Here is a 22,889-nt window from a genome sequence, read left to right as displayed (position 1 = left end):
GTAAAGAGCAACGGCATCCCTGGGGATGCCGTTGGGCCACCGGGCGTGGCGGGATAGGGAACCGTTGATTTTATGCCATCAGGCCGCGTGGCCGCTGTGCCGGCGCAGCCGTGCCATGCGCCAGCCGGCCAGTGCCACCAGGCCCGCCAGGCCCAGGCCGGACCACAGCACTGCCTGGGTCACGCTCATCGCCTGGACCAGCGCCCCGGCCGCCACACCCGAGAGCGCGGGCACCACCTGCGAGGTGATGGAATACATGGCCATCACCCGCCCGCGCAGGGCCTGTGGCGCCTGCGCCTGGATGCCCGCCACCACCAGGCTCAACACCGTGCCGCCCGCCAGCCCCACGCCCGCAAGCGCCAGGGCCGACAGTGGCGCTCCGCCAATCTGGCCCAGCGTGGCAAACAGCAGCGCCCCGAGGCCGATGCCGCCCAGCACGGTGCGCCCGTGGTGCACGCGCCGGGCCAGCGCCAGCGCGGACATGCCCCCGGCAATGAGGGACAGCGCCAGCAGGCCCAGGTAGGCGCCGCGCTGAACCTCGTCCAGGTGCAGCACCTCGCGGGCCAGCTTGGGCAGCAGGATCTGCAGCGGCCCGGTCAAGGCATAGCCCAGCACGGCCGCCAGCATGAGCTGGGCCAGCAGCGGGTCTGCCCCCACGGCGGCAAAGCCCTGGCGGATGTCGGAGCGTACCGATGCCTGCGTTCCCTGGGCTACGGCCCGGGTGCGCAGGCGCACCAGCAGCAGCGATGCAGCCACGAAGCCGCACGCCGCCACGGCCAGCACGGCGCCCCAGCCGGCACGGCTGCGCACCAGGCCGATGAGCAGGGGCGCCAGACCAAAGCCCACCAGCACCTGCAGGTTGAACACGATAGTGGCGGGGCGCAGTTCGTCGGCCGACGCCATCTGCCCGATGGCCGCGAGCCGCGCCGGGCCGACGAACGACCAGGCCAGCCCGCCCAGGAAGGCGCCGCCCAGCGTCCAGCCCACGCGGCCTGCGGCCCCGCCCGCCTGCGCCCACCACAGGCAGGCCAGCCCCGCGAGGAACAGCGCCTGCGCGCCGTGGATGATGCGGTGGGGCGGCACGCGGTCGCACAGCACGCCCGCGAACCAGCCGAACACGATCGAGCTGCCGAAGGCCAGCCCGAAGCCGACGCCCGAGAGCCAGTCCGAGCCCACCGCCTCCTGCAGGTACAGGATGACGGTGTAGTTGAACATGTGGCCTGCGGTGAATGCCAGCAGGCAGGACAGGAAGAAGGCCCCGTGGCGGCGCATCATGGGCGGCCCGGCGTGAGCTGGATCAGCGTGGGCTGCGCGTCCTCGATGTGCCACGAGGGGAAGCTGGCGCCCGACAGCAGCACGCGCCCGTCGGGCATGAACTCCACGTCGCGCGTGAAGGTGGCGCGGCGCGGCAGCGGGAAATGCGTCCACTGGCCGGTGGCGATGTCGAGCCGGTGCACGCTGTCGGAGTTGGTGCCGTTGACCCAGACCTGGTGGCGCTCGCGGTCCACGTTGAGGGCGTAGGGCGTGTCGCTGCCGCGTGGTTCCACGGGCAGCTCGAACGGCGTGAAGCGGCCGCTGGCGGGTTCGTAGCGCAGGATGGCCGATTCGCTGAACATGGCGATCCAGAGGTTGCCGTCGCGGTCGGTGCGCAGGCGGCGCGGGTTCTTCAGGGGCGTGGCGATCATGGTCACCGTGCCGGTCTCGGGGTCGATGCGGCCGATTTCCTGGGTGTGCAGGCGCGCGATCCAGACCTTGCCGTCGGGCGTGATGTCAATGCCGTAGGGCAGGGGCACGCCGGTGGAGACGGCATCAACCTTCACCCAGTTGGTGATGGGAAGCCCCCAGCCGATGAGCTTGAAGATCAGCGGCGTGAGTTTCACCGTGATCCGCTCCATGAGGCCGCGGAACGGCAGGTCGTAGGTGCGGAAGGTCTGGGTGGCGCGGTCGAACATGGCCACCTGGTTGGACAGCGCCAGCGTGAACCACACGCGGTCCTTGCCGTCCACGCGCACCGTGTGTGGGTAGAAGCCGCCGTCCATGGCGTGCGCCTTGAAGCGCTTGCTGCGCGGGTCGAACTCGATCAGGCGGCGTTGGTAGGAGGGGGTGATGAAGATGTGGCCGTCGCGCGGTGCCTCCACCAGCGAATGGATGCCCTGGTAGGTCTCGTGCTTGGGAAAGTCGCGCAGCCGCCCCGCCAGCAGGCCGCCGAGCGCGTCGCCGGGCTCGGCGGGGATGCGGTGCACGGTGTAGGCGCCGGTCTGCGGGTCGATCTCGTAAAGCCGGTCCTGCAGGTTGTCACCCACATACACCATGCCGTTGCTGTGGCGCAGCAGGTCGTGCATTTGCGAAAAGCGGTCGCCAATGGCCAGCTCGCTGATGGCCGCGCTGGACAGGGCCTGGGGCCAGGGCGTGCCCGCGGGCACCTTGTCGGGGTGTGCCTGGATCTCCTTCCAGTGGGCTTCGAGCACGGCGGGCAGCTCCTTCTGCGCCGCGCTGGACAGGCGCGCGCCGTAGCGCACCATGCGGGCGATGGTCTCTTCCCATTCCTGCGCGCTGCGCTCGCGCCGCAGGAAGGCCGAGCCCTGCTGGTGGCAGAAGCCGCACTGCGCCATGAACTCCTTGCGCAGCTCGTCGCGGCCGGGCAGGAGCGTGGAAGTCCAGGCGTTGGACGGGCGCTGCTCGGCCAGTGCCTTGGGGTCGGTCTCGGGCTCCATGCGCCAGGCGGCGGGCTGGGCCAGGGCGTCTGGCTCGATCAGGCGGTCCCGGTAGCCCGGCTTGCGCAGCCGCACCCGGTAGGCGCCGGGCGCGTCCGGCAGCGACACGCGGCCATGCGCGTCGGAAAAGCGCGTGTGCTCGAAAACACCCTGCTGCAACAGGCCCGAGGCCGGGTAGTCGTTGTCGGACGCGTCGATGGTGGCACCCTGCACGGCCGTGCGCGTGACCATGGCCAGCGCCAGGGGCTTGCCGTCCGGCCCGGTCACGGTGAAGTCGGCGGCCCAGGGCGCCAGGCTGAAGCCGGCCAGCAGGGCCAGTGTTATCCATTGTTTTTTCATGCGGAGGTCTCCTTATGGTGCGGGGCCAGGAAGTCGGCGCGCAGGCGGCGCTTCATCACGGCGGCATAGCGTGCGGGCCACAGCCGGGTGAGCCACCAGGCCAGCCGCGCGGTCCGGCTGTGCAGCAGCAGCGGGCGGCCGCTGCGCGCGGCCTGCACGATGGCCTGCGCCACGGCTTCGGGCGTGGCCTGGCCGCCGGTGGTCTGGCGTGGCTGCGCGGCCGGGCGGCCGTCCGGGCCGAGCGCGGCCCGATCGATGCCGGTGGCGATGAACGAGGGGCAGACCAGCAGCACGCCGACCCCGTCGTCCTCCACTTCGGTGCGCAGGCTGTCAAAAAAGCCGTGCAGCGCGTGCTTGCTCGCGGCGTAGCCGGTGCGGCCGATCAGCGGCGCGAAGCCCGCCACGCTCGATACCGCCACGACCAGGCCCTGCCGTGCGCGCAGGCTGGGCAGCGCGGCATGCGTGCAGTGCACGGCGCCGAAGAAGTTGATGTCCATCACCCGGCGCAGAACCGCCAGGTCGGTGTCCGCGAACAGGCTGCGGTGCGCGATGCCGGCGTTGTTGACCAGCACGTCGATGCCGCCAAAGCGCGCCACGGCCTGCGCCATGGCGGCCTGGCAGGCGGCCGCATCGGTCACGTCGCAGGTGAGGGCCAGCCAGGGCGGGCCCTCGCGCAGGGAAGGGTCGGACTGCAGTGCCTGGAGGGCTTCCGGGTCGCGGTCTAGCGCGACGACCTGCGCGCCCGCCGCGCGAAAGGCCAGCACCAGCGCCCGGCCCAGCCCGCCAGCGGCGCCGGTCACGACCACGCAGCGGCCTTGGAACGAGCGCATGTTCAGGCTCCTTGTGGGCGTTGCGCCTGGCGTGCCTGGCGGTACAGCTCGAACACCTCGGCCGAGGTGTAGCGCGGCATGTAGCCAAACACCTCCTTCAGGCGTGTGTTCAGCAGCACCGGGCGGTAGCGCAGAAAGTCGAGTTGCTCCGGCCCGTACTGCGTCAGCCCCAGCGGCTTGAGCAGCGCCAGCGCCGTGCGCAGCAGGGCGGCGGGCAGCACCAGGCAGCGCTTGCCCAGGCGTGCGGCGATGTCGTGGATGCTCAGCGCGCCGTCGCCCGCCACGTTGTAGATGCCCGCGGGCCCGTCGCCCACGGCGCGCACGATGATGCCCACCACGTCCTGGTCCCAGATGAAGACGAAGGGGCTGTCCGAACCCCGGATGGCCAGCAGCCGGGGCTTTTCGAACAGGTCGGTGATCTGGTTGCGCACGGTGGCGCCGAGGATGGTGCCGATGCGCAGCACCACCTGCTCCAGCGCCGGGTGCTGCTGGCGGTGGTCGGCCAGCATCTCCTCCACCAGCCGCTTGTGGTGGGCGTAGGCGAACACCTCGTTGCCGCGCACGGGCATGTCCTCGGTCAGCCAGGCAGCGTTGTCCGCGTGGTAGCCGTAGGCCGCGCCGCTGGACGACACGACGATGCGCCGCACGCCATGCTGCACGCAGGCCTGCAGCACATTGCGCGTGCCGTTCACGTCCACGTCGTACTCGAACTCGCGCCGGCTGCCCTTGCCCGGCGTGACGATGGAGGCCAGATGCACCACGGTGTCGATGCCGTGGCGTTGGATGATCTCGGCCATGCGCGGATCGCGGATGTCGGCCTCTTCGTACACCACGCCGGGCAGGCGCTCGCTGCTGGCGCGGATGTCGTGGGCCACGACGCAGGCCGGGCGCTCCGTCAGTGCGGGGTCGGCCAGACGCGCCACCACCTGGCGGCCCAGGTAGCCGCTGGCGCCGGTGACGAGGATGCGCTGCCCCCTCATCGCGTGGCCTCCTGCACGGCGGCGGGCACGGTGCCGCCGGGGTCGCGCCGCTTCCAGAGCAGGGCCAGCGTCATGCCCGCCACGATGTGCCAGATGCCCCACCAGGCGGTGACGATGGCCATGCCGCCCAGGCCATTGAAGAAGTTGAAGATCAGGATCAGGCCCAGGCCCGAGTTCTGGATGCCCATCTCGAAGGTGATGGCGCGCCGGTCGCGCTCGGGCAGCCCCATCGCGGCTGAGAGGCCGTAGCCCGTGGCCAGGGCCAGCAGGTTGTGCAGGAACACCACCAGCACGACAAAGTGCACATAGGCCAGGAAATGCTTGAAGTTGGCCGCCAGCGCGCCCACGATGAAACCCACCAGCACCAGCAGCGACAGCCATTTCATGGGCTGGTGGATGCGCCGGGTGAAGCCGGGAAAGCGCCGTGCCACCCACATGCCCAACACCAGCGGCACGCCCAGCAGCAGCACGATGACCTCCAGCATCTCCCAGGGGCTCATGGCCACTTCTTTCATCAGGCCGCTGGTGATGGGGTGCAGGTTGCCCCAGAAGGCGAAGTTCAGCGGCGTCATCACCATGGCCACCGCCGTGGACAGCGCGCTGACGCTGACCGACAGCGCCGTGTTGCCGCGCGAGAAATGCACCAGGAAGTTGGAGATGTGTCCGGCCGGGCAGGACGACACCAGGATCATGCCCAGCGCGATGCTGGGCTGGGGTTGCAGCAGCCAGACCAGCACATAGGTCATGGCCGGGAACAGGATGTGGTGGCCTATCAGGCCCAGGGCCAGCGCCTTGGGGGTCTTGAGGGCGTCGCGGAAGTCCGAGACCTTGAGTTCCAGCGCCACGCCGAACATCACCAAGCCGAGCACCGCGTTGAGAACGGTGAGCGTCTGCGGGTTGAAACTGAGCTGCACCTGGTCAATGGGCGCCATGATGTGTCTCCTGTATTTAGAGCCTGTTCAAGGTCTTTTCATGGTGCCCGTTGCCCCGCAAAGGCAGTGGATGCAAGGCGCACACCGCAAGCCGCACTGGTGTGCGGCAAGGATGGGCAACGCCGCAGATGCTGCTTTTGCGGGGCAACCCTTCGGGCAAGGCAGCAAAAAGCCGCACTCGTCGTTGCGCACCTTGTCCAGGCCGCCAGCATGGCCTGCGGCGCGCGCCTAGATTGCGGCTTTTTGCTGCCTTGCGGGCACCATGAAAAGACCTTGAACAGGCTCTTGCAGAGGGCAAAGCCCCGCTGTCCTTGTTGTGCAGGCACTTTAGGAGAAACTCGGGACGCCGTCCCGCACCATGCGGGACACTGGCACGTCAATTCAGGACAGGGAGCCCATGGAGAATTCGCGCGCGCGTTTCAGCGTCACGGCCCGCTTCACGCGGGCTTTGGTCGAGGCCATCACCCGCCAGGGGGGCACGGTGCCCGAGGCCATGCGCCAGGCCACGGCCCAGGAGGCGCGCGTGGACATGGCGCGGCAGGAGGCGTTGTGGGCGCTGTTCGTGCAGGCCTGCCCGGACGACCCGCTGGGCGCGCTGCGCCTGGGCACCGATCTGCAGGCGGGCCACCTGGACATCGTGGGCATGCTGCTGCTCAGTTGCGACACCCTGGGCGACGCCCTGGAGGTGCTGACCGAGTACGCCCCCATCATTGGCGACAACGCGCGCTTCGAAATCGCCTCGCCGGGCGCTGAGGTGCAATTGCGCTATGTGCCCGAATACCTGTTGTGCCGTGAGCAGCGCGTGGAAGCGGCGCTGGGCTGCGTCGTGGGCCTGGCGCGTTGGATGACCAACGGGCGCTTCGCGCCGCGCGCGGTGGGGTTCGCGCACGCCGCCCGGGCGGAACCCGCGGCCTACGAGGCGTTGCTGGGCTGCCCGGTGCACTTCGGCCAGGAGGCCAATGCGGTGGTGCTGGATGCCACGGACCTGGGCCAGGGCATCGTGCAGGCGGGCGGCGCGCTGCATCTGCACCTGCGCGCGCTGGCCGACGACATGCTGGCCTCGCTGGCGCAGGACAGCGTGTCGGCACGCGTGCAGCAGCTCATCCGCGAGCATCCGCGCTGGGGCAAGGAGCGGATTGGCGAACAGCTCGGCATGAGCGGCAGGCACCTCAACCGCAAGCTCGCGGCCGAGGCGATTTCGTTCAAGGGACTGCGCGAGGCCTTGCTGCACGACCTGGCCAAACAGGCGCTGGGCGCCGGGCAGGGCAGCGCGGCGGTGGGCGAGGCGCTGGGTTTTTCGGATGAAAACGCGTTTGCCCGGGCCTTTCGCCGCTGGGCGGGGCAGACCCCGGCGCAGTATGCAAAATCAGTAAGAAAATAGGCTCTGGCGCTTACGGATAAAGCGCTGTAAGCTATAAAAAATATAGCGAATCATCGGGTGGACCAAGAAAAAAACCGCCAGCCCAGGTGCCCAGGCGGCGGGTTGCGATGGGGCCGCAGCGCTTACTGCTTGACGGCCTCGATCTGCGCGATCAGGCGCACGTTCTTGGCGAAGCCCCATTCCACGCCGTAGTTCATGCCCCACTGGGTACGGTCGATGACGGCCTCGAAGTCGCCGCCGCAGACCTCGCGCTTGAGCATGGGGCTCTGGTAGCAGTTGAACTGGTTGGCCTTGAAGGTCACGGGGCCAGTCTTGCCCAGCAGCGTGAGCTGGCCGCTCACTTCGCTGACCTTGTCGCCGTTGAAGACGAACTTGTCGGAGGCAAAGCTGATCTTGGGGTGCTGGGCGGCGTTGAACAGGTCGGCGCTCTGCAGGTGCTTGTCGAAGGCCGGGGTGCCGGTGTTGATGGAGGTCGCGTCGAAGCTGATCTCGACCTTGCCGGTCTTGCCCGCGCGGTCGAACTGCACACTGCCTTCCTTCTTGTCGAAACGGCCCCGGTTCACGGCAGCGCCGAAGTGGCCGATCTCGAAGGTCACGAAGGTGTGCGTGGGGTCGATGGCGTAGCTGGCCGTTTCGGCCTGGGCGATGCCGGTGGCGAGGGTGGCGGCCGCGGCCAGGGCGATGAGGGAAGTGCGCATGGAAAAGCTCCTATGGAAAGAACGAAGAGAAAAGGGAACGCGGGAGAGAAACGCTGTGGTGCGCGGGGCGTCAGAGCTTGCCCACGCCGGTCAGCGCGAGCTTGAACTTCACCTGCACCTCGTCGGCCACCATGGAGGTGTCGGCCCATTCGCCGTCGCCGATCTTGAAGGCCAGGCGCTTGATCGGCAGGCTGCCGGTGGCCGTGGTGGTGGCGCCCGACTGGGAGAGCGTGACGGGCACCGTCACGTCCACGGCGGCGCCCTTGATGGTGAGCTTGCCCGCCACGTCGAACTTGCCGCCGCCCAGGGCCTTGATGCTGGACGACTCGAACGTGGCCTGCGGGAACTTGGGCACGTTGAACCAGGCGGGCTTGGGCAGTTCGGTGTCGGTCTCGCGGGAGCCCATGGTGGCGCTGCCGGTGTCCACCGTGAAGCGGATGCGGCTGGTGGCCAGCTTGGCGGGGTCGAAGGTGACCTGGGCGTCGAACTTCTTGAACTGGCCCTGCATGGGCACGCCCATCTGCTTGGCGGCGAATTCGATGCTGCTCTGCGCGGGCACCAGCTGCTGCTGCGCCTGGGCGGGCACCGCCGCCAGCAGCAGGCCGCTGGCCAGGGCCAGGGCCAGGCTGGAGAGGAAAGAGGTCTTGTGCATGGAAGGAAGTCCTGTGCGGTTCGGAAAAAGGAAGGGGCGCGGGTTCAGTGGCGGCCGGGCAGCATGCGCTGGAGCAGGCCGTCGTTGTCCACCCACTGGTGCTTGAGCGCGGCGGCCACGTGCACCAGCACCAGGCCCGCCAGGGTGAAGGCCAGGGTGGCATGGCCGAACTTGAAGAGGTCGGCCAGCGTCTCGCTCACGGGCACGAAATCGGGCAGCGGGAAGCGGCCCAGGAACACCACGGGAAAGCCCGCCGCCGAGCTGTAGGCCCAGCCCGACAGCGGCACCGCGAAGAACAGCAGGTACAGGGCCAGGTGCGTGCCATGGTGGGCCAGCTTCTGCCAGCCGGGCATGGCCTGTTCCATCGCGGCGGGCAGCGCGGGTGGGCGGTGCGTGAGGCGCCACAGCAGGCGCACCAGCGACAGCGCCAGCAGGGCCACGCCGGCCCACTTGTGCCAGTTGTAGAGCTTCATGCGCGTGGGCGAGAGCGGCAGGTCGGTCATGTACACGCCGAGGCCGAACAGGCCGATCAGCGCCAGGCCCAGCAGCCAGTGCAGCACGATGGCGGTGGTGCTGTAGCGGGCCGGAGCGGCGGCAAGGGAAGAGCTTGTCATGGCGTTGTGAGCAGGCGGAGGGGAAGGAGGTTCCATGGCCGGTGGGCCGTGGCATGGGGAAAGTGTAGGAAGCGCGGCCTTCTTGCGGTTTCAACGCAATTGACGCCTTCATACGAATCATTTGAATGGACGGAGTTCCGTCCGGGCCGGTGCCGGCAGGGCGCGGCGGCCGTGCAGTGGCCGGCCCAGGCGCTCAGAGGGCCTGGGCGGCGTTCTTCCAGGCCTGGGCGGCGGCCTGCGCGTCGCCGCGCTGCTCGGCCAGTTCCGCCAGGTGCTGCCAGGCGCTGCGGCGCAGGGGGGTGTCGCGCAGCTGCGGCGCGGCCTGCGCGAGCAGTTGCTGGGCCTTGCCCCAGAGCTGGCGCTGCAGGCAGGCCATGCCGGCGAGGTATTGCAGGCGCGGATCGCGCGGATTGGCCTGTTGCGCGGACTCGATGCGCGCCAGCCAGGCGGCGTCGATGTCGTTAAGGCCCGCCTCCAGCGCGTTGATCAGGCGCAGCGCGTGCTGGTCGGCCAGCGCGTCGGGCTGGTCCACCATTTGCTGCCACACGGGCTGCAGCCACTGGCGGACCTGCTGGGCGTCGCCGTCCAGGCGGGCCAGCCGCTGGGCGGCATGGATGGCCAGCTCGGGCATGGCGCGGTCGGAGGGCTCGAACGACAGCCAGATGGCCTGCAGTTGGGAGGGGTCGTGGGCCTGGTTGATGAGCTCGATGGCCAGCCCGCGCACGATGCTCTGCGCCGCGTCGGCCGAGAAGGCGCGGTGCTTGCCCAGCAGCCGCGCGGTGTCGAGCGCCTCGCGCGTGCGGCGTGCCAGGCGCGTGGCCTTGAGCCGGATGCGCAGCGCCAGCGTGCGCCGCGCGGCGCCCTGGGGCAGGCTGGCCAGGCGCTCCAGGGCGGCGTCGGCCTCGCGGTCGTCGAGCGACCAGCGGGCCGCGCGCATCTGCGCGCCTTCGCGCAGCTCCTGGGCGTGGCGCGATGCGGTGGCGTCCAGCGCCTGCTGCAGATGGGCTTCGCGGTGCGCACGGTCCTGCAGCGCGTGCGAGGTTTCGGCGGCCACCATGTGCGCCAGCGCGCGCAGCTGCGCGCCGTGCGGTGCCGGGGCGCGGGCGTCGGCCAGGGCCTTTTCCTGTTCCAGCGCGGCCATGGCGGCCTTGCGCGAGCGCAGGAAGCGCCCGGCCAGCAGTTGCGTGAGGGCGTCGAGCAGCGCCGCGTGCATGGCGCGCTCCTTCTGCTGCAGGCGCCAGCGGCGCGCCTCGTGGGGCAGTTCCAGCAGGGCCGCCAGGGCACGCAGCGCGGCGTAGAGCGTGGCGAAGCCCAGGGCCAGCGCCAGCACCACCATGTTGAGCGAGAGATCGACCCGGTAGGGCGGCCAGAACAGCGTGACCGTGCCCTGGTTGTTGCCGGCGAACAGCGCGGCCGCAACCGCCACGCCAAACAGGGCCAGGAGCCAGAGTGCCGCGCGCATATCAGTGATCCATGGCGCCGCGCGCCACCCGCAAAGCATGGAACCGCACGGCCCAGGCCAGCGGCCACCGTGCAAGGGCCGCCCCGCAGCACGGGTGGCGTCCTCCTGCCCGCAGCGCACGGCGCTGCGAGAGCGGGGGGAAGCGGCGCAGCCGCACAGGGGGGTGATTCATCATCTGCCGGCGGCGGCCGTGGACAGGGCGGCCAGGGTTTCGTCCAGGCGCGGCAATTCGATCGCCTTCATGTGCGCCTGGGCCTGCTGCAGCGCCGTGGCCGCACTCTGCGTGCGCCGCGAGGCCGGGTCGAAATACTTGTTGACCGCCGCGCTGGCGGCGGCCAGGTCGGCGCGGGCCGAGTCGATCTGGCGCGCCAGCAGGGCCAGGCGCGCGTTGAGCAGCTTGAGCTTGAGGTTCTCGCGCAGGAAGAAGGCCTGGTCGGGCGCGACGAGGATGGCGTCGGGCTGGTCGATGCGGCTGACGCGCACCAGGCCCCGCGCCTCGTCGCGCACCACTTCCCAGCCGCGCTGCAGCGTGGCCTGCCACCAGGGCAGATCGGCGGGAGCCGAGAGGGGGGCGTCGCTCGCGGCGCGGGCATTCATGCGGCGCGTGGCGGCGGCCTGGGCCACAGCGTTCTGCAGCGGCAGTTCGTCCACCTGGCGCACCAGGTCGTCCAGGCGCGAGAGCAGCCCCGTGGTGTCGGCCGCGGTGGCGCTGGTGATGCGTTCGAGGTCGCGGCCGATGGCGCGCTGCACCGGCGCCAGGCGCGGCTGGGCGGCGCGCTCGATGCGCTGCTGCGCCGTCTTGAGCGCGGCCACCAGGGGTTCGAGGCTGCCCGTGAGCTGGGCCTGCTGCTGCGCCAGGCGCAGCGAGGATTCGATGTCCACCACCAGGTTCTCGTCGCGCGAGCGCGACAGGCTCTGCATCAGCTCTTCGAGCTGGCTGCGCTGCAGCGCCACTTCGTTGACGCGGGTTTCCTGCACGGTCAGGCGCGTGCCGGTCTCGCTCGCCAGTTCCTGGGCCTGGCGCGCGAGGGTGCGCGCCTCCACGGCCTGGGTGGTGGCCTCCTGGCTCTGGCGTGCCAGCGTCTCCTGGATGGTGCCGAGCTTTTGCCACAGCAGCGCATTGGCGGCCAGCGACACGGCGGCCACGGCGCCCACGGCGTAGACCAGCGTGCGGCCTTCCTGCGCGCGGGCGGGCGCGGCGGGCACGGCGGCCTCGGCGGTCGTGTCGGTGGGTGGCGCGGAACTCATGCCGCCGATTCTATCGAGGCGGCCACGTCGTCGAGCGCGGGCCGGCACTCGCGCACGCTGCCGAAGCCCGCCGCGCGCGCGGCCTGGGCGATGCGTGGGTGCGTGGCCAGGGCGCGGGCCTGCCCCCAGTCCTGGCCGGGCAGGGCGGCGCAAAGGTTGTCCACGGCCTGCGAACTGCTCAGCAGCCACAGCGAACCGTCCACGGCGGCCGCGCGGGCCCGGGCCTGTTGCTCTGCGTTCCAGCCGGGAGCGCCGCGTGTGTAGGCGACGACGAAATCCACCTGCCCGCCAGCGGCCTGGATCTGCCGGGCCAGCCAGTCGCGCCCGGTGCCCTGTTCGGTGGCGCCGGCCTCGGTGCCACGCACGATCAGCACGCGGCTGCCGGGGCCGATCTGCCCGTGCACCACGGCCCAGAGCGATTCGGAGTCGAACTGCGCGGCGTCGAGCGCCGGGATGTCGATGCGCGCAGCATGAACGCCCAGCGCCTGCAGCGCGCGGGCCGTGCCCGGGCCGGGCGACCATACTCTTGTTTTGATAGCTGCTGGCGCTTGATCAGCAAGCGTTTGAACCGTTTTTTGATCAAAAAAATGCTGCGCGGCGTTGCTGCTCACCACCATGATGGCGTGGTAGCTGGCCACGCCCGTGCGCGCTGCGTCGAGCGCGCCGGCATCGGCCGGCGGGGTGATGGCGATCAGGGGCAGGGCCAGGGCATCGATGCCGCGCGCCTGCAGCGCGGCGACCCACTGCAGGCCCTCGCGCTCGGGCCGGGTGACGATGACCATCTCAACCGGTGGCACCGCCGGCGCGCAGCTGCGCGGCCACGGCCACGCCCAGCGCATCGGCCTGTTCCAGCGTGCTGGCAGCGCCGCTGGCGCTGGCGCGCACCAGGGGGATGCGGCTTTCCGGGTCGCCCCAGGCGGCGTCGATGTGCAGTTGGCCGCCTTCGAGGCGGGCGTGCGCGGCCAGCGGCATGGAGCAGCTACCGCCCATGCTGCGGCTCACGGCGCGCTCGGCGGTCACGATGAGCCAGGTGGGCATGTGGGCCAGGGGCGCCAGCGCGTCCACCAGATCCTGGCGGTCGGCGCGCACCTCGATGCCCAGGGCGCCCTGGCCGGCGGCGGGCAGCATCTCGGCGGTCGAGAATTCGGTGCGGATGCGCTCGCCCAGGCCCAGGCGCTTGAGGCCGGCGGCCGCGAGCACGATGGCGTCGTACTGGCCCTCGTCGAGCTTGCGCAGGCGTGTGTCGAGGTTGCCGCGCAGCGGCTCGATCTTCAGGTCAGGGCGCAGCGCATGCAGCAGCACCTGGCGGCGCAGGCTGGACGTGCCAACCACGGCGCCCTGGGGCAGGTCCTGCAGGCGCGCGTAGCGCGGCGAGACGAAGGCGTCGCGCGGGTCTTCGCGCTCCATCACGCAGGCCAGGGCGAAGCCCTCGGGCAGCACCATGGGCACGTCCTTGAGCGAGTGCACGGCGATGTGGGCGCGGCCGTCTTCCAGCGCGGTTTCGAGTTCCTTGACGAACAGGCCCTTGCCGCCGACCTTGCTCAAGGACCGGTCGAGGATCTGGTCGCCCAGCGTGGTCATGCCCAGCAGGTTGACCGTGTGGCCGCGCGCGCGCAGCAGGGCCTGCACATGCTCGGCCTGCCACAGGGCCAGGCGACTCTCGCGCGTGGCGATGGTGATGGGGGGAAGGGCGGTGCGCTCGGTCGTCATGCTTTTGCAGGGAAAGATCTAACACGGGATGCTAGCATGCGGCGCCGCAGCAGCCTGCCTTGCGAGGAGACAACCCGTGACCGCGAAGAAGACCGACAAAGACCTTCCCTTGATCCAGGACATCCGCCTGCTCGGGCGCATCCTGGGCGACGTGATCCGCGAGCAGGAGGGCGTGGCCGCGTTCGAGCTGATCGAGCAGGTGCGCAAGCTTTCGGTGGCCTTCCGGCGCGACGCCGACCACGAGGCCGACAAGGCGCTGAAGAAGCTGCTCAAGGGCCTGAGCGCCGACCAGACGGTGAGCGTGATCCGCGCGTTCACCTATTTTTCACATTTGGCCAACCTGGCCGAGGACCGGCACCACATCCGCCGCCGCACCATCCGCGAGCGCGCGGGCGACACGCAGGAGGGCAGCATCGAGGTGGCGCTCTCGCGCCTGCGCTGGGCCGGCATCGCGCCGGGCACCGTGGCGCAGGCGCTGGCCGGCAGCTACGTGGCGCCGGTGCTCACGGCCCACCCCACCGAGGTGCAGCGCAAGAGCATCCTGGATGCCGAGCGCGACATTGCCCAGCTGCTGACCGCGCGCGACGACATCGCCGAGCGCGCCCAGCTCTACAACGCCGCGCGCGACGCGCTCACGCCGCGCGAGCTGGCCGCCAACGAGGCGCAGCTGCGCGCCCGCGTGGCCCAGCTCTGGCAGACGCGCCTGCTGCGCTACAGCAAGCTCACCGTGGCCGACGAGATCGAGAACGCGCTGAGCTACTACGAGGCGACCTTCCTGCGCGAGATTCCCAAGATCTACGCCGACCTGGAGCGCGAGCTGGGCCAGCAGAAGGTGCACAGCTTCCTGCGCATGGGGCAGTGGATCGGCGGCGACCGCGACGGCAACCCCAACGTGAGCGCCGGCACGCTGGCCCAGGCCCTGCGCCGCCAGAGCGAGGTGGCGCTGCGCCACTACCTGACCGAGGTGCACCTGCTGGGCGGCGAGCTGTCGCTGTCGGCGCGGCTGGTCGATGTCACGCCCGAGATGCAGGCGCTGGCGAACAGCTCGCCCGACACCAACGAGCACCGCCAGGACGAGCCCTACCGCCGCGCGCTCACCGGCATCTACGCGCGCCTGGCCGCCACGCTGCAGGAGCTCAGCGGCGGCGTGGCCGCGCGCCACGCGGTGGCACCACAGAACCCCTACGCCAGCGCCGCCGATTTCCTGGCCGAGCTGCGCACCATCGAGGCTTCGCTCCAGGCGCACCACGGCGCGCCGCTGGCCGCCCAGCGCCTGCACCCGTTGCTGCGCGCCGTGGAGGTGTTCGGCTTTCACCTGGCCACGGTGGACCTGCGCCAGAGCTCCGACCAGCATGAGCGCGTGGTGGCCGAGCTGCTGGCCGTGGCGCGCGTCGAGCCCGACTACGCCGCGCTGTCCGAGGAGGCGCGCCGGGAAACGCTGCTGCGCCTGCTGCAGGACGCGCGCCCGCTGCGCGTCATGGGCGCCGCGTATTCCGAGCACACGCGCGGCGAACTGGCCATCTTCGAGGCCGCGCTGCGCATGCGCCAGCGCTACGGCCAGGATGCCATCCGCCACTACATCATCAGCCACACGGAAACGGTGAGCGACCTGCTCGAAGTGCTGCTGCTGCAGAAGGAGGCTGGACTGGTGCGCGGCACCCTGGACGCCGAGGCCACGGCCGACCTGATCGTGGTGCCGCTGTTCGAGACCATCGAGGACCTGCGCAACGCCGCGCCCATCATGCGCGCCTTCTACCAGCTGCCGGGCGTGGCCGCGCTGGTGCGCCGCTCGGGCGCCGAGCAGGACATCATGCTGGGCTACTCCGACAGCAACAAGGACGGAGGCATCTTCACCAGCAACTGGGAGCTGTACCGCGCCGAGATCGCGCTGGTGGATCTGTTCGACGAGCTGTCCACCGGCGTGGGCGCCACGCCCATCCGTCTGCGCATGTTCCATGGCCGGGGCGGCACGGTGGGGCGCGGCGGCGGCCCGAGCTACCAGGCCATCCTGGCGCAGCCGCCGGGCACGGTGCGCGGTCAGATCCGCCTGACCGAGCAGGGCGAAGTCATCGCCTCCAAGTACGCCAACCCCGAGATCGGCCGGCGCAACCTGGAGACCCTGGTGGCCGCCACGCTGGAGGCCACGCTGCTGCAGCCCACCAAGCCGGCGACGGGCGTGTTTCTGGACGCGGCGGCCCAGCTCTCGCAGGCCAGCATGGCGGCCTACCGCGCGCTGGTGTACGAGACCCCGGGCTTCACCGACTACTTCTTCAACTCCACGCCGATCCGCGAGATCGCCGAGCTGAACATCGGCTCGCGCCCGGCCTCGCGCAAGCCGAGCCAGAAGATCGAGGACCTGCGCGCCATTCCCTGGGGCTTCAGCTGGGGCCAGTGCCGTCTCACGCTGCCGGGCTGGTATGGCTTCGGCACGGCGGTGGAGGCCTTCCTGGCCGCTCCCGGCAAGGACGCCAAGGCCCAGCTGGCGCTGCTGCGCAAGATGCACCGCCAGTGGCCGTTCTTCAGCACGCTGCTGTCGAACATGGACATGGTGCTGGCCAAGAGCGATCTGGCGCTGGCCTCGCGCTACAGCGAGCTGGTGCAGGATGCGCGCCTGCGCAAGAAGGTGTTCACCGCCATCGAGCAGGAGTGGCACCGCACGGCCGAGGCGCTCACGCGCATCACCGGCGACAAGCAGCGCCTGGCGCACAACACGGCGCTGGCACGCTCCATCCGCCACCGCTTCCCGTACATCGACCCGCTGCACCACCTGCAGGTGGAGCTGGTGCGCCGCTGGCGCGCGGGCCAGGATGACGAGCGCGTGCAGACGGGTATCCACATCTCGATCAACGGCATCGCGGCCGGTCTGCGCAACACCGGCTGAGGCCGGCTGCCCGGTGCGGTCGGGCTTTTTGCTATAAAAATAATAGCTTCTAACGCCCTTTAAATGGGCGCTGGAAGCTATTTTTATTGAGAATCCGCCTCAGCCGGCTGCCAGCAGTGCCGGCTGGCGGCCGGCCAGGGGGCGCGGCGCAGGCTGGGGCACGATGCGCTGCGCGGGGGATGCCGCGCCCGCGAGCTTGAACACCGCCACGTGGGCCACCAGGTCTTCCGCCTGGGCATTGAGGCTGCTCGCGGCGGCGGCCATTTCCTCGACCAGGGCGGCGTTCTGCTGGGTGACCTGGTCCATCTGCGAGACGGCCGCGCCGACCTCGGCCACGCCCTGGGCCTGCTCGTGGCTGGCGGAACTGATCTCGCCCATGATGTTGGTCACGCGGGTGATGGCATCGACCACGCCGGTCATCGTCGTGCCGGCCTGGTCCACCAGGGCCGAGCCGTGCTCCACGCGCTCCACGCTGGTGTTGATCAGGTCCTTGATCTCGCGGGCGGCGGCGGCCGAGCGGCCCGCCAGCGAGCGCACCTCGGAGGCCACCACGGCGAAGCCCCGGCCCTGCTCGCCCGCGCGCGCGGCCTCGACGGCGGCGTTGAGCGCGAGGATGTTGGTCTGGAAGGCGATGCCGTCGATCACCTGGATGATGTCGGCGATCCTGCGCGAGGACTCGTTGATCTCCTTCATGGTGTGCACCACCTGCGACACCACGGTGCCGCCCTGCGTGGCCACGGACGAGGCGTCCACGGCGAGCTGGTTGGCCTCGCGCGCGCTTTCGGCGTTCTGTTTGACGGTGGCGCTGAGCTGCTCCATCGACGAGGCCGTCTGCTCCAGCGCGCTGGCCTGGGATTCGGTGCGGCTGCTCAGGTCCTGGTTGCCCGAGGCGATCTGGGCGCTGGCCGTGGCCACGCTCTCGGAATCCCGGCGCACCGAGGTCACCACGGATGCGAACTGCGTCTGCATGGTCGCCATGGATTGCAGCAGCACGGCGATCTCGTCCTTGCCGTGGATGTGGATCGGCACGGTGAGGTCGCCGTGGGCCATGGCGTCGACCACCTCGACCGTGTAGCGCACGCCGCGCGCGATGGTGGAGGAGATGGCGAAAGCGATCCAGCCCACGATGAGCAGCACCGCGCCCACCCCGGCCGCCACCTTGGCGGCGTTGGCGAGGAAGTCGTCGCGCAGGTCGTCGATATAGAGGCCCGAGGCCACCACCCAGCCCCAGGGCTCGAAGCCCTGCACGTAGGAGATCTTGCCCACGGCCTTGTCCTTGCCGGGCTTGGCCCAGGCGTAGTTCAGGAAGCCCTTGCCGCTGCTGCGCACCGCCTTGGCGGCCTCCTGCGTGACGAGGAAACCGTTGGGGTCGCGCACGGTGTCCGGCCCCTTGCCCACCAGGTCGGGCTTGATGGGGTGCATGAGCATGTTGCCCTGCAGGTCGTTGATCCAGAAGTATTCGTTGTTGCCGTAGCGCATCTTGGCCACCGTGGCCTTGGCCAGTTCCTGGGCCTGCTCGCGCGGCATCTTGCCCTCGGCCTCCTGCTGTTGGGCCCAGGCCAGCACGCCGCTGGCCGTCTCCACCGCATGCTGGACCTGCGTCTGTCGCTCGCGCAGGCTCTGGTTGTATTGGCCGTACACCAGGAACAGGGCCACCACCAGCATGCCGGTGACGCTGACCAGGGTCAGCAGGCCCAACTTCACGCGCATCGAGAGCTGGTCCAGAAAGTTCTTCATTCGCTGCCTCAAATTCACATTACAGGAATTTACAAATATAGGGAGGCCGCGTCTGGGGCATTGGAGCTAGATCAATCTTTGCCGAGAGATAGATAGCGATGCTCAATGTTTGGGCGCGGGCGGTAGATATTCTTTGGTGGGCGGTGCGAGAATCCGCGCATGCAGTGGATGGCCTTCCCCCCGGACCTCGGCGCGGCGCAGCAAGCCCGCGTGGCGTCCCTGCACGCGGGCCAGCAGCGCCGCCGCTTCGGCGCCAATTCGCTGGCCAAGCACGCTCCCCCCGCGGCCTTCGCCCGCTGATTTCTCCCCCTGGGGCGCCACGCCCCTGTCCACGCCTTTCCCGCGTCTGCCGCCGCGCGCACGCCCGCTTCCGGGCCTGCCGTGTTGGGCGGCGCTTGGGGCCGGCGTGGGCACTTTTCCCTGCCCATAACGACAAGCCCCACCATGGACACACCTCTCCAGTTCTATCCCCGCAACCCCGCCGCCCCCGTGGCGGAGGCTTGCAACGCCGACCCCATCGTGGGCAACCGCGTCGAGCTGCAATTGCTCACCACGCTCAAGTGCAACCTCAAGTGCAGCTACTGCTCGCTGGGCGTGGGCGATGTGCTCGGCTCGCAGGTGCACGTTGAATACAGCATGGACCAGCTCGTGGCCTTCGCCGAGCAGCATCTGGCGGGCAAGGAGGTCTACGTCACTTTCTACGGCGGCGAGCCCACGCTCAACCGGCCCATGATGATCGAGGTGATGCAGCGCTTCCCGCACTGGCGCTTCCAGTTGCAGACCAACGGCACGCTGCTCGACGACCTGCCCGACTGGGTGCTGGCCAAGCTCTCGAACGTGCTCATCTCCATCGACGGCGGCGAGGCCACGACCGACGGCTACCGCGGCCGGGGCATCTACCGCCAGGTGCTCAAGAACCTTCGCCAGACGCGCGACCAGATCGGCGGCAGCGTGACGGCGCGCGTCACCTGGGGCAACCCGGCCACCACCTTCGATGAACTCGACGGCCTGGTGGAGGACGACTCGCCGTTCGACTACCTCTACTGGCAGTTCGTGGCCGACGAGATGTACGAGGGTGATTCGGTGGAGCGCCGCAAGGCCGTGCTGGTGCAGCTCATCGACCGCTTCTTCGCCAGCACCGACAAGCTCTACCCGCTGATCCCGCTCATGGGCATGGTGCGCAACAAGGTGCTGCCGAACCGCGCGCAGGAGCTGTACGCCGGGCGCACGCAGTGCCGCGTGTCCTCGCACCTCATCAACGTCATGCCCAACGGCCAGATCTACCCCTGCCCCGACATGATGTATGTGCCCACCATGCTCATGGGCAGCGTGCAGGACAACTGGCTCAAGCCCAGCCCGCTGCAGCAGGCGCCCAGCATGCCCTGCGGCAGCTGCGAGGCCTACTCGTGGTGCCGGGGCAACTGCATGAAGAACATGTACCTGGGCTACGTGAAGAACGACCTGCGCTACCGCGCCAACGTGGTCGAGCCCATCTGCGACCTGCTGCGCTTCATGGGCCGCGAGATCGACCGCCACGACCCGCAGGCCTGGTTCAGCAAGCTGAGCCTGCCGGTGCGCCGGCAGATCACGGATTGCGAGGTGTACGAGTACGTCGAGGTCATGCCCTGACCTGCGACGGACGGGGAGGGCGCGGCGCGCCTTCCCCTTGCGGGAGCCGGGCTGGGCCCGCTCCCATCAGCATGCCGGCAGGGCGCGGCCGGCGTTGAGAGCGTCCACCGTGCCCAGCAGCTTGGTCCAGTAGCTGGGCAGCGTGGTGGCGCTGCGGTTGGTGGTCTGGTCCGTGGTGAACACCAGGCCGGTGTTCAGGCGCGCCAGGTTGGCGTACTTGACGGTGTCCTGCATGGCCGTGCAGGTGTCTGCGCTGTGGGCCAGCATGGCCTGGGCGGTGTTGGCCTTGCCGTACACCCAGGTGTTGGACGACTGCTGCGGGTCCAGGACCTGGTAGCCCGCCGCGGTGCCCTCGAACGTGACGAGGACATCCGCCGCTGCCGCATAGGCCGGGTCGGGGAAGATGCCCGGGTTGCCGATCACCACCAGGCTTGCCCCCTTGCTCTTGATGTAGCTGTAGATGGCTTCGTAATGGGCCAGGCGGTTGCTGCCCGAGGCCATTTCATCGATGAAGAAGCCTTCGAGGCCGGGGTAAAGCTCGATGTACTTGTCGATGGTGGCCTTCACGTCGGCCTCCGAGCGCGCGCCATTGCCGTACAGGGTGGACACATAGCCGATCACCTTGCGGTTGGCGCTCTTGAAATTGGTGATGGCCGTGACCAGGTCGGCGTTGGCCGTGGTCGTCGAGGTGAGCACGCCGCTGTTCGGATTGGCGATGGCGGTGATCTTCACGTTCGGGTAGCTGGCGCCACCGGCCGTGAGGCTGGCCCAGGGCGAGTCGGTTCCGGTGGCGAAGTAGGCCGGCACCAGCAGTTCCAGGGGCTGGTGTGCCGGGCGGATGTAGAGCTTGAGGCTCTCGTTGGCGGTGTTGGTGGTGCTGGTGACGGTGGCATTGACCACCAGCGGTCCGGCGACGGTGCTCTTGAGCGTCGAGGTGGCGGCTCCACCGGTCGTGGTGGGTGCCACGGGGGCCAGGCTGGCGGAGGATGTCGTGGTGAGTGTCACCGGCGTGCCGTTGGCTGCGGGGTTGCCGTTGACGGTGACCGTGATCTGCAGAGGAACGGAGGCGTCGACGTCGTGCACGTTGTTGGCCGCGACAGGGCTGGTGAACGTGACGCCGATGGGGCCGGGCGGCACGGTGACCGGCGGCGTGGGTGTGGGCGTGGGTGCCGGGTCTTTGTCGGTAGCGCCTCCGCAGCCTGCGAGCAGTGCGCTCAGCACCATCAGGGACGAGGCGATGTGGGTGTAGGGGCGGGCACTGCTGCGCATGCGATCTCCAGGGTGAACGGTGAGGGAATTGGGGTCGATTGTCGATCCGTCGCGCCGGTGGCAAGCCCGATTCTGGCCGGGAAAAACCGTTTTGTTGCGCGGATCGGACCAGGTGGCCGCATTTACCATGGTGTGCATGCGAACGACCACCTTCCCCCTTGCCGCCATCGTGGCGGCGGCACTGCTGGCGGGCTGCGGCACGCTGGACAAGCCGCGCGCCGACAACTACCCCGCCACCGGGCAGAAAAAGGCGCGCGCCGTGCACCACTGGGACGTGCTGGCGGGCGACGTGGCCGCGCGCGTGGCCGAGAAGATCGCGGCCTGGCCGGCGGGAGAGCACCCCATCCATGTCACCGTGGCGGATGGCTCCAGCTTCAACCAGGGGTTCCTCAAGCTCCTGCGCGTGCAGTTGCTGGACCGGGGGGTGGTGTTGTCCACCGGGCCCGCCAACGTGGAGCTGGAGGTGCAGACACAGGTGGTGCAGCACGAAGCGGGGGTTCCGAGCAACCCTCCGATCCCCCTGCCATTGACCATTCTGGGTACGGGCGTGGGCGTGTGGCGCGACTGGAAGGTGCACTACTCCGACCGCAATCTGCTGCCCGGCGTGGCCACGGCCCTGGGGGTGGGCGCGGGCCTGGCCCTGGATTTGATGCAGATGCACACCCAGGGCGCCGCGGCGGGCGGACCCACGCACACCGAGGTGCTTATCACCACCTCGCTCAAGACGCGCGACCGCTACCTGGCGGGCTCGGCGGACATGTACTACATCGAGCGCGAGGATGCCGTGCTCTACCAGCCACCGCCACCACCGCCGCCGCCGCCCGCGCCGGTCAAGCAGTGGAAGGTGGTGGCGCCATGATGCGCCGCGCCGCATGGGCCACGCTGCTCGTGGCGGGCGCCACGGCCCTGACGGGCTGTGCCGGCTACTACTACGGCGAGAACTACGGCCCCACGCTGGGCAGCATGGTGCGCGGCAGCCTGGTCCAGGCCAGCCATGGCGCCGTGGACCGCCTGCTGCAGGATGCCGCGCTCGACCCGCGCCAGCCCGTGCTGGTGGGCACGCTGGTGAACGTGGACCGGCTGGATGAGTCCTCGCGCTTCGGGCGCATCGTGTCCGAGCAGATCGCCGGGCGCATGACGCAGCGCGGCATGCGCGTGGTCGAGCTCAAGCTGCGCGACAGCGTGGCCATGCGCAGCGAGCTGGGTGAACTGCTGCTGTCGCGCGAACTGCGCGAGGTGAGCCAGGCCCACCATGCGCAGGCCGTGCTGGTGGGCACCTACGCGGTGTCGGCGCGACAGGTGTACGTGAGCCTCAAGCTGGTGCTGCCCGAGGGCAATGCCGTGGTGGCGGCGCACGACTATGCCGTGGCGCTGGACGAGGACGTGCGCAGCCTGCTCGCGGCGCGCTGATTTTGCTATCGATTAAATAGCTACTTGCGCTTGATGGACAAGCGCAAGAGCCGTTTTTTATTGAATTACCCATCGCACGCGGCATGTGCACCGGGCGCGGCCCAGGGTGTTGCGCCTCTCTTCAATGCAGCATCAGCGAACCAGCCGCCTTGCTCTTGCCCGCGCGCGCCGGCGGGTTGCACAGGCCGCAGGTGTAGTGGCGGTTCTCGTACAGCTCGGTGACGAACTGGCCGCCGCACTGGCTGCACTTGGTGCGGGTCAGCATGCCCGCATCGACGAACTTCACCAGGCGCCAGGCGCGCGTGAACGACAGCAGGGGCTCGATACCGGCGGTCTGCACCTGCTCGTTGTACAGGCGGTAGGCCTTGGTCAGCAGCTCCACCGCGTCCAGGTCCACGCCCTT

21 protein-coding genes are annotated in these 22,889 nt (G+C 69.6%); 6 read left to right on the top strand and 15 right to left on the bottom strand.

Annotation, left to right across the window (positions count from 1 at the left end):
• Window positions 1-78: 78 nt before the first annotated feature.
• The 5 genes from D8S75_RS12230 to D8S75_RS12210 are packed head-to-tail and all read right to left on the bottom strand — an operon-like array spanning window position 79 to window position 5,795.
• Window positions 79-1,275, bottom strand: coding sequence for an MFS transporter (locus D8S75_RS12230; RefSeq protein ID WP_119966632.1), 1,197 nt, complete (start codon window positions 1,273-1,275; stop codon window positions 79-81).
• Complete coding sequence (locus tag D8S75_RS12225) at window positions 1,272-3,053, bottom strand: virginiamycin B lyase family protein (RefSeq protein ID WP_119966631.1); 1,782 nt, start codon at window positions 3,051-3,053, stop codon at window positions 1,272-1,274. The genes D8S75_RS12230 and D8S75_RS12225 overlap by 4 nt, the downstream gene beginning before the upstream one ends.
• Complete coding sequence (locus D8S75_RS12220) at window positions 3,050-3,883, bottom strand: SDR family oxidoreductase (RefSeq protein ID WP_119966630.1); 834 nt, start codon at window positions 3,881-3,883, stop codon at window positions 3,050-3,052. The genes D8S75_RS12225 and D8S75_RS12220 overlap by 4 nt, the downstream gene beginning before the upstream one ends.
• A 2-nt stretch (window positions 3,884-3,885) precedes the next feature.
• On the bottom strand, window positions 3,886-4,863 hold the full coding sequence (locus D8S75_RS12215; RefSeq protein ID WP_119966629.1) for an SDR family oxidoreductase: 978 nt from the start codon (window positions 4,861-4,863) through the stop codon (window positions 3,886-3,888).
• Complete coding sequence (locus D8S75_RS12210; RefSeq protein ID WP_119966628.1) at window positions 4,860-5,795, bottom strand: bile acid:sodium symporter family protein; 936 nt, start codon at window positions 5,793-5,795, stop codon at window positions 4,860-4,862. The genes D8S75_RS12215 and D8S75_RS12210 overlap by 4 nt, the downstream gene beginning before the upstream one ends.
• Before the next feature lie 397 nt (window positions 5,796-6,192).
• On the opposite strand from D8S75_RS12210, the gene D8S75_RS12205 reads away from it, so the two are divergent.
• On the top strand, window positions 6,193-7,176 hold the full coding sequence (locus D8S75_RS12205) for an AraC family transcriptional regulator (protein ID WP_198673199.1): 984 nt from the start codon (window positions 6,193-6,195) through the stop codon (window positions 7,174-7,176).
• Window positions 7,177-7,298: 122 nt separating this feature from the next.
• On the opposite strand, the gene D8S75_RS12200 is transcribed toward D8S75_RS12205, so the two are convergent.
• The 7 genes from D8S75_RS12200 to hemC form a co-directional block, all read right to left on the bottom strand.
• The gene (locus D8S75_RS12200; RefSeq protein WP_119966626.1) at window positions 7,299-7,874 is read right to left on the bottom strand and encodes a YceI family protein; all 576 of its coding nucleotides are present in this window, start codon (window positions 7,872-7,874) and stop codon (window positions 7,299-7,301) included.
• Window positions 7,875-7,944: 70 nt separating this feature from the next.
• Window positions 7,945-8,526 carry a YceI family protein gene (locus tag D8S75_RS12195; protein ID WP_119966625.1) on the bottom strand — a complete coding sequence of 194 codons (582 nt, stop codon included), beginning with the start codon at window positions 8,524-8,526 and terminating at the stop codon, window positions 7,945-7,947.
• 44 nt (window positions 8,527-8,570) lie between these two features.
• Window positions 8,571-9,140, bottom strand: a complete 570-nt coding sequence (locus D8S75_RS12190) for a cytochrome b (protein WP_119966624.1) — start codon at window positions 9,138-9,140, stop codon at window positions 8,571-8,573.
• Between the two features lie 193 nt (window positions 9,141-9,333).
• Window positions 9,334-10,602 (bottom strand): heme biosynthesis HemY N-terminal domain-containing protein, encoded by a 1,269-nt coding sequence (locus D8S75_RS12185; protein WP_119966623.1) that lies wholly within the window; start codon window positions 10,600-10,602, stop codon window positions 9,334-9,336.
• A 171-nt stretch (window positions 10,603-10,773) separates the two neighbouring features.
• The gene (locus D8S75_RS12180) at window positions 10,774-11,850 is read right to left on the bottom strand and encodes a uroporphyrinogen-III C-methyltransferase (protein ID WP_119966622.1); all 1,077 of its coding nucleotides are present in this window, start codon (window positions 11,848-11,850) and stop codon (window positions 10,774-10,776) included.
• Window positions 11,847-12,632 carry a uroporphyrinogen-III synthase gene (locus tag D8S75_RS12175; protein WP_119966784.1) on the bottom strand — a complete coding sequence of 262 codons (786 nt, stop codon included), beginning with the start codon at window positions 12,630-12,632 and terminating at the stop codon, window positions 11,847-11,849. Before D8S75_RS12175 ends, D8S75_RS12180 begins: the two co-directional genes overlap by 4 nt.
• 1 nt (window position 12,633) lies before the next feature.
• Entirely contained in the window at window positions 12,634-13,560 is a 927-nt protein-coding gene (hemC, locus tag D8S75_RS12170; protein ID WP_119966621.1) for a hydroxymethylbilane synthase, read from the bottom strand.
• A 28-nt stretch (window positions 13,561-13,588) separates the two neighbouring features.
• Here hemC and ppc point away from each other — a divergent pair, with 28 nt between their 5' ends.
• Complete coding sequence (gene ppc, locus D8S75_RS12165; RefSeq protein ID WP_119966620.1) at window positions 13,589-16,441, top strand: phosphoenolpyruvate carboxylase; 2,853 nt, start codon at window positions 13,589-13,591, stop codon at window positions 16,439-16,441.
• 99 nt (window positions 16,442-16,540) lie between these two features.
• Here the strand turns inward: ppc and D8S75_RS17870 are convergent, their stop codons facing one another.
• Window positions 16,541-18,178, bottom strand: a complete 1,638-nt coding sequence (locus tag D8S75_RS17870; RefSeq protein ID WP_269813999.1) for a methyl-accepting chemotaxis protein — start codon at window positions 18,176-18,178, stop codon at window positions 16,541-16,543.
• Window positions 18,179-18,337: 159 nt separating this feature from the next.
• Between D8S75_RS17870 and D8S75_RS17475 the strand changes: the two genes are divergently transcribed.
• Window positions 18,338-18,478: a hypothetical protein gene (locus D8S75_RS17475; protein ID WP_157982644.1), complete on the top strand. Its 141-nt coding sequence runs from the start codon at window positions 18,338-18,340 to the stop codon at window positions 18,476-18,478.
• Between the two features lie 144 nt (window positions 18,479-18,622).
• Complete coding sequence (locus D8S75_RS12155; RefSeq protein WP_119966619.1) at window positions 18,623-19,807, top strand: radical SAM/SPASM domain-containing protein; 1,185 nt, start codon at window positions 18,623-18,625, stop codon at window positions 19,805-19,807.
• Window positions 19,808-19,873: 66 nt separating this feature from the next.
• Here the strand turns inward: D8S75_RS12155 and D8S75_RS12150 are convergent, their stop codons facing one another.
• The gene (locus D8S75_RS12150) at window positions 19,874-21,076 is read right to left on the bottom strand and encodes a spherulation-specific family 4 protein (RefSeq protein WP_157982643.1); all 1,203 of its coding nucleotides are present in this window, start codon (window positions 21,074-21,076) and stop codon (window positions 19,874-19,876) included.
• A gap of 136 nt (window positions 21,077-21,212) precedes the next feature.
• On the opposite strand from D8S75_RS12150, the gene D8S75_RS12145 reads away from it, so the two are divergent.
• On the top strand, window positions 21,213-21,935 hold the full coding sequence (locus D8S75_RS12145) for a hypothetical protein (RefSeq protein WP_119966783.1): 723 nt from the start codon (window positions 21,213-21,215) through the stop codon (window positions 21,933-21,935).
• On the top strand, window positions 21,932-22,486 hold the full coding sequence (locus tag D8S75_RS12140; protein WP_119966617.1) for a FlgO family outer membrane protein: 555 nt from the start codon (window positions 21,932-21,934) through the stop codon (window positions 22,484-22,486). The genes D8S75_RS12145 and D8S75_RS12140 overlap by 4 nt, the downstream gene beginning before the upstream one ends.
• A gap of 121 nt (window positions 22,487-22,607) precedes the next feature.
• Here D8S75_RS12140 and D8S75_RS12135 read toward each other — a convergent pair.
• Window positions 22,608-22,889, bottom strand: a 282-nt coding sequence (locus tag D8S75_RS12135; protein WP_232829036.1) for a FlhC family transcriptional regulator, incomplete at its 5' end; no start/stop codon positions are given.

This window comes from Simplicispira lacusdiani (assembly GCF_003604195.1).
Taxonomy (GTDB): Bacteria; Pseudomonadota; Gammaproteobacteria; order Burkholderiales; family Burkholderiaceae_C; genus Simplicispira; species Simplicispira lacusdiani.
This window is presented reverse-complemented; position numbering and strand designations above follow the sequence as displayed.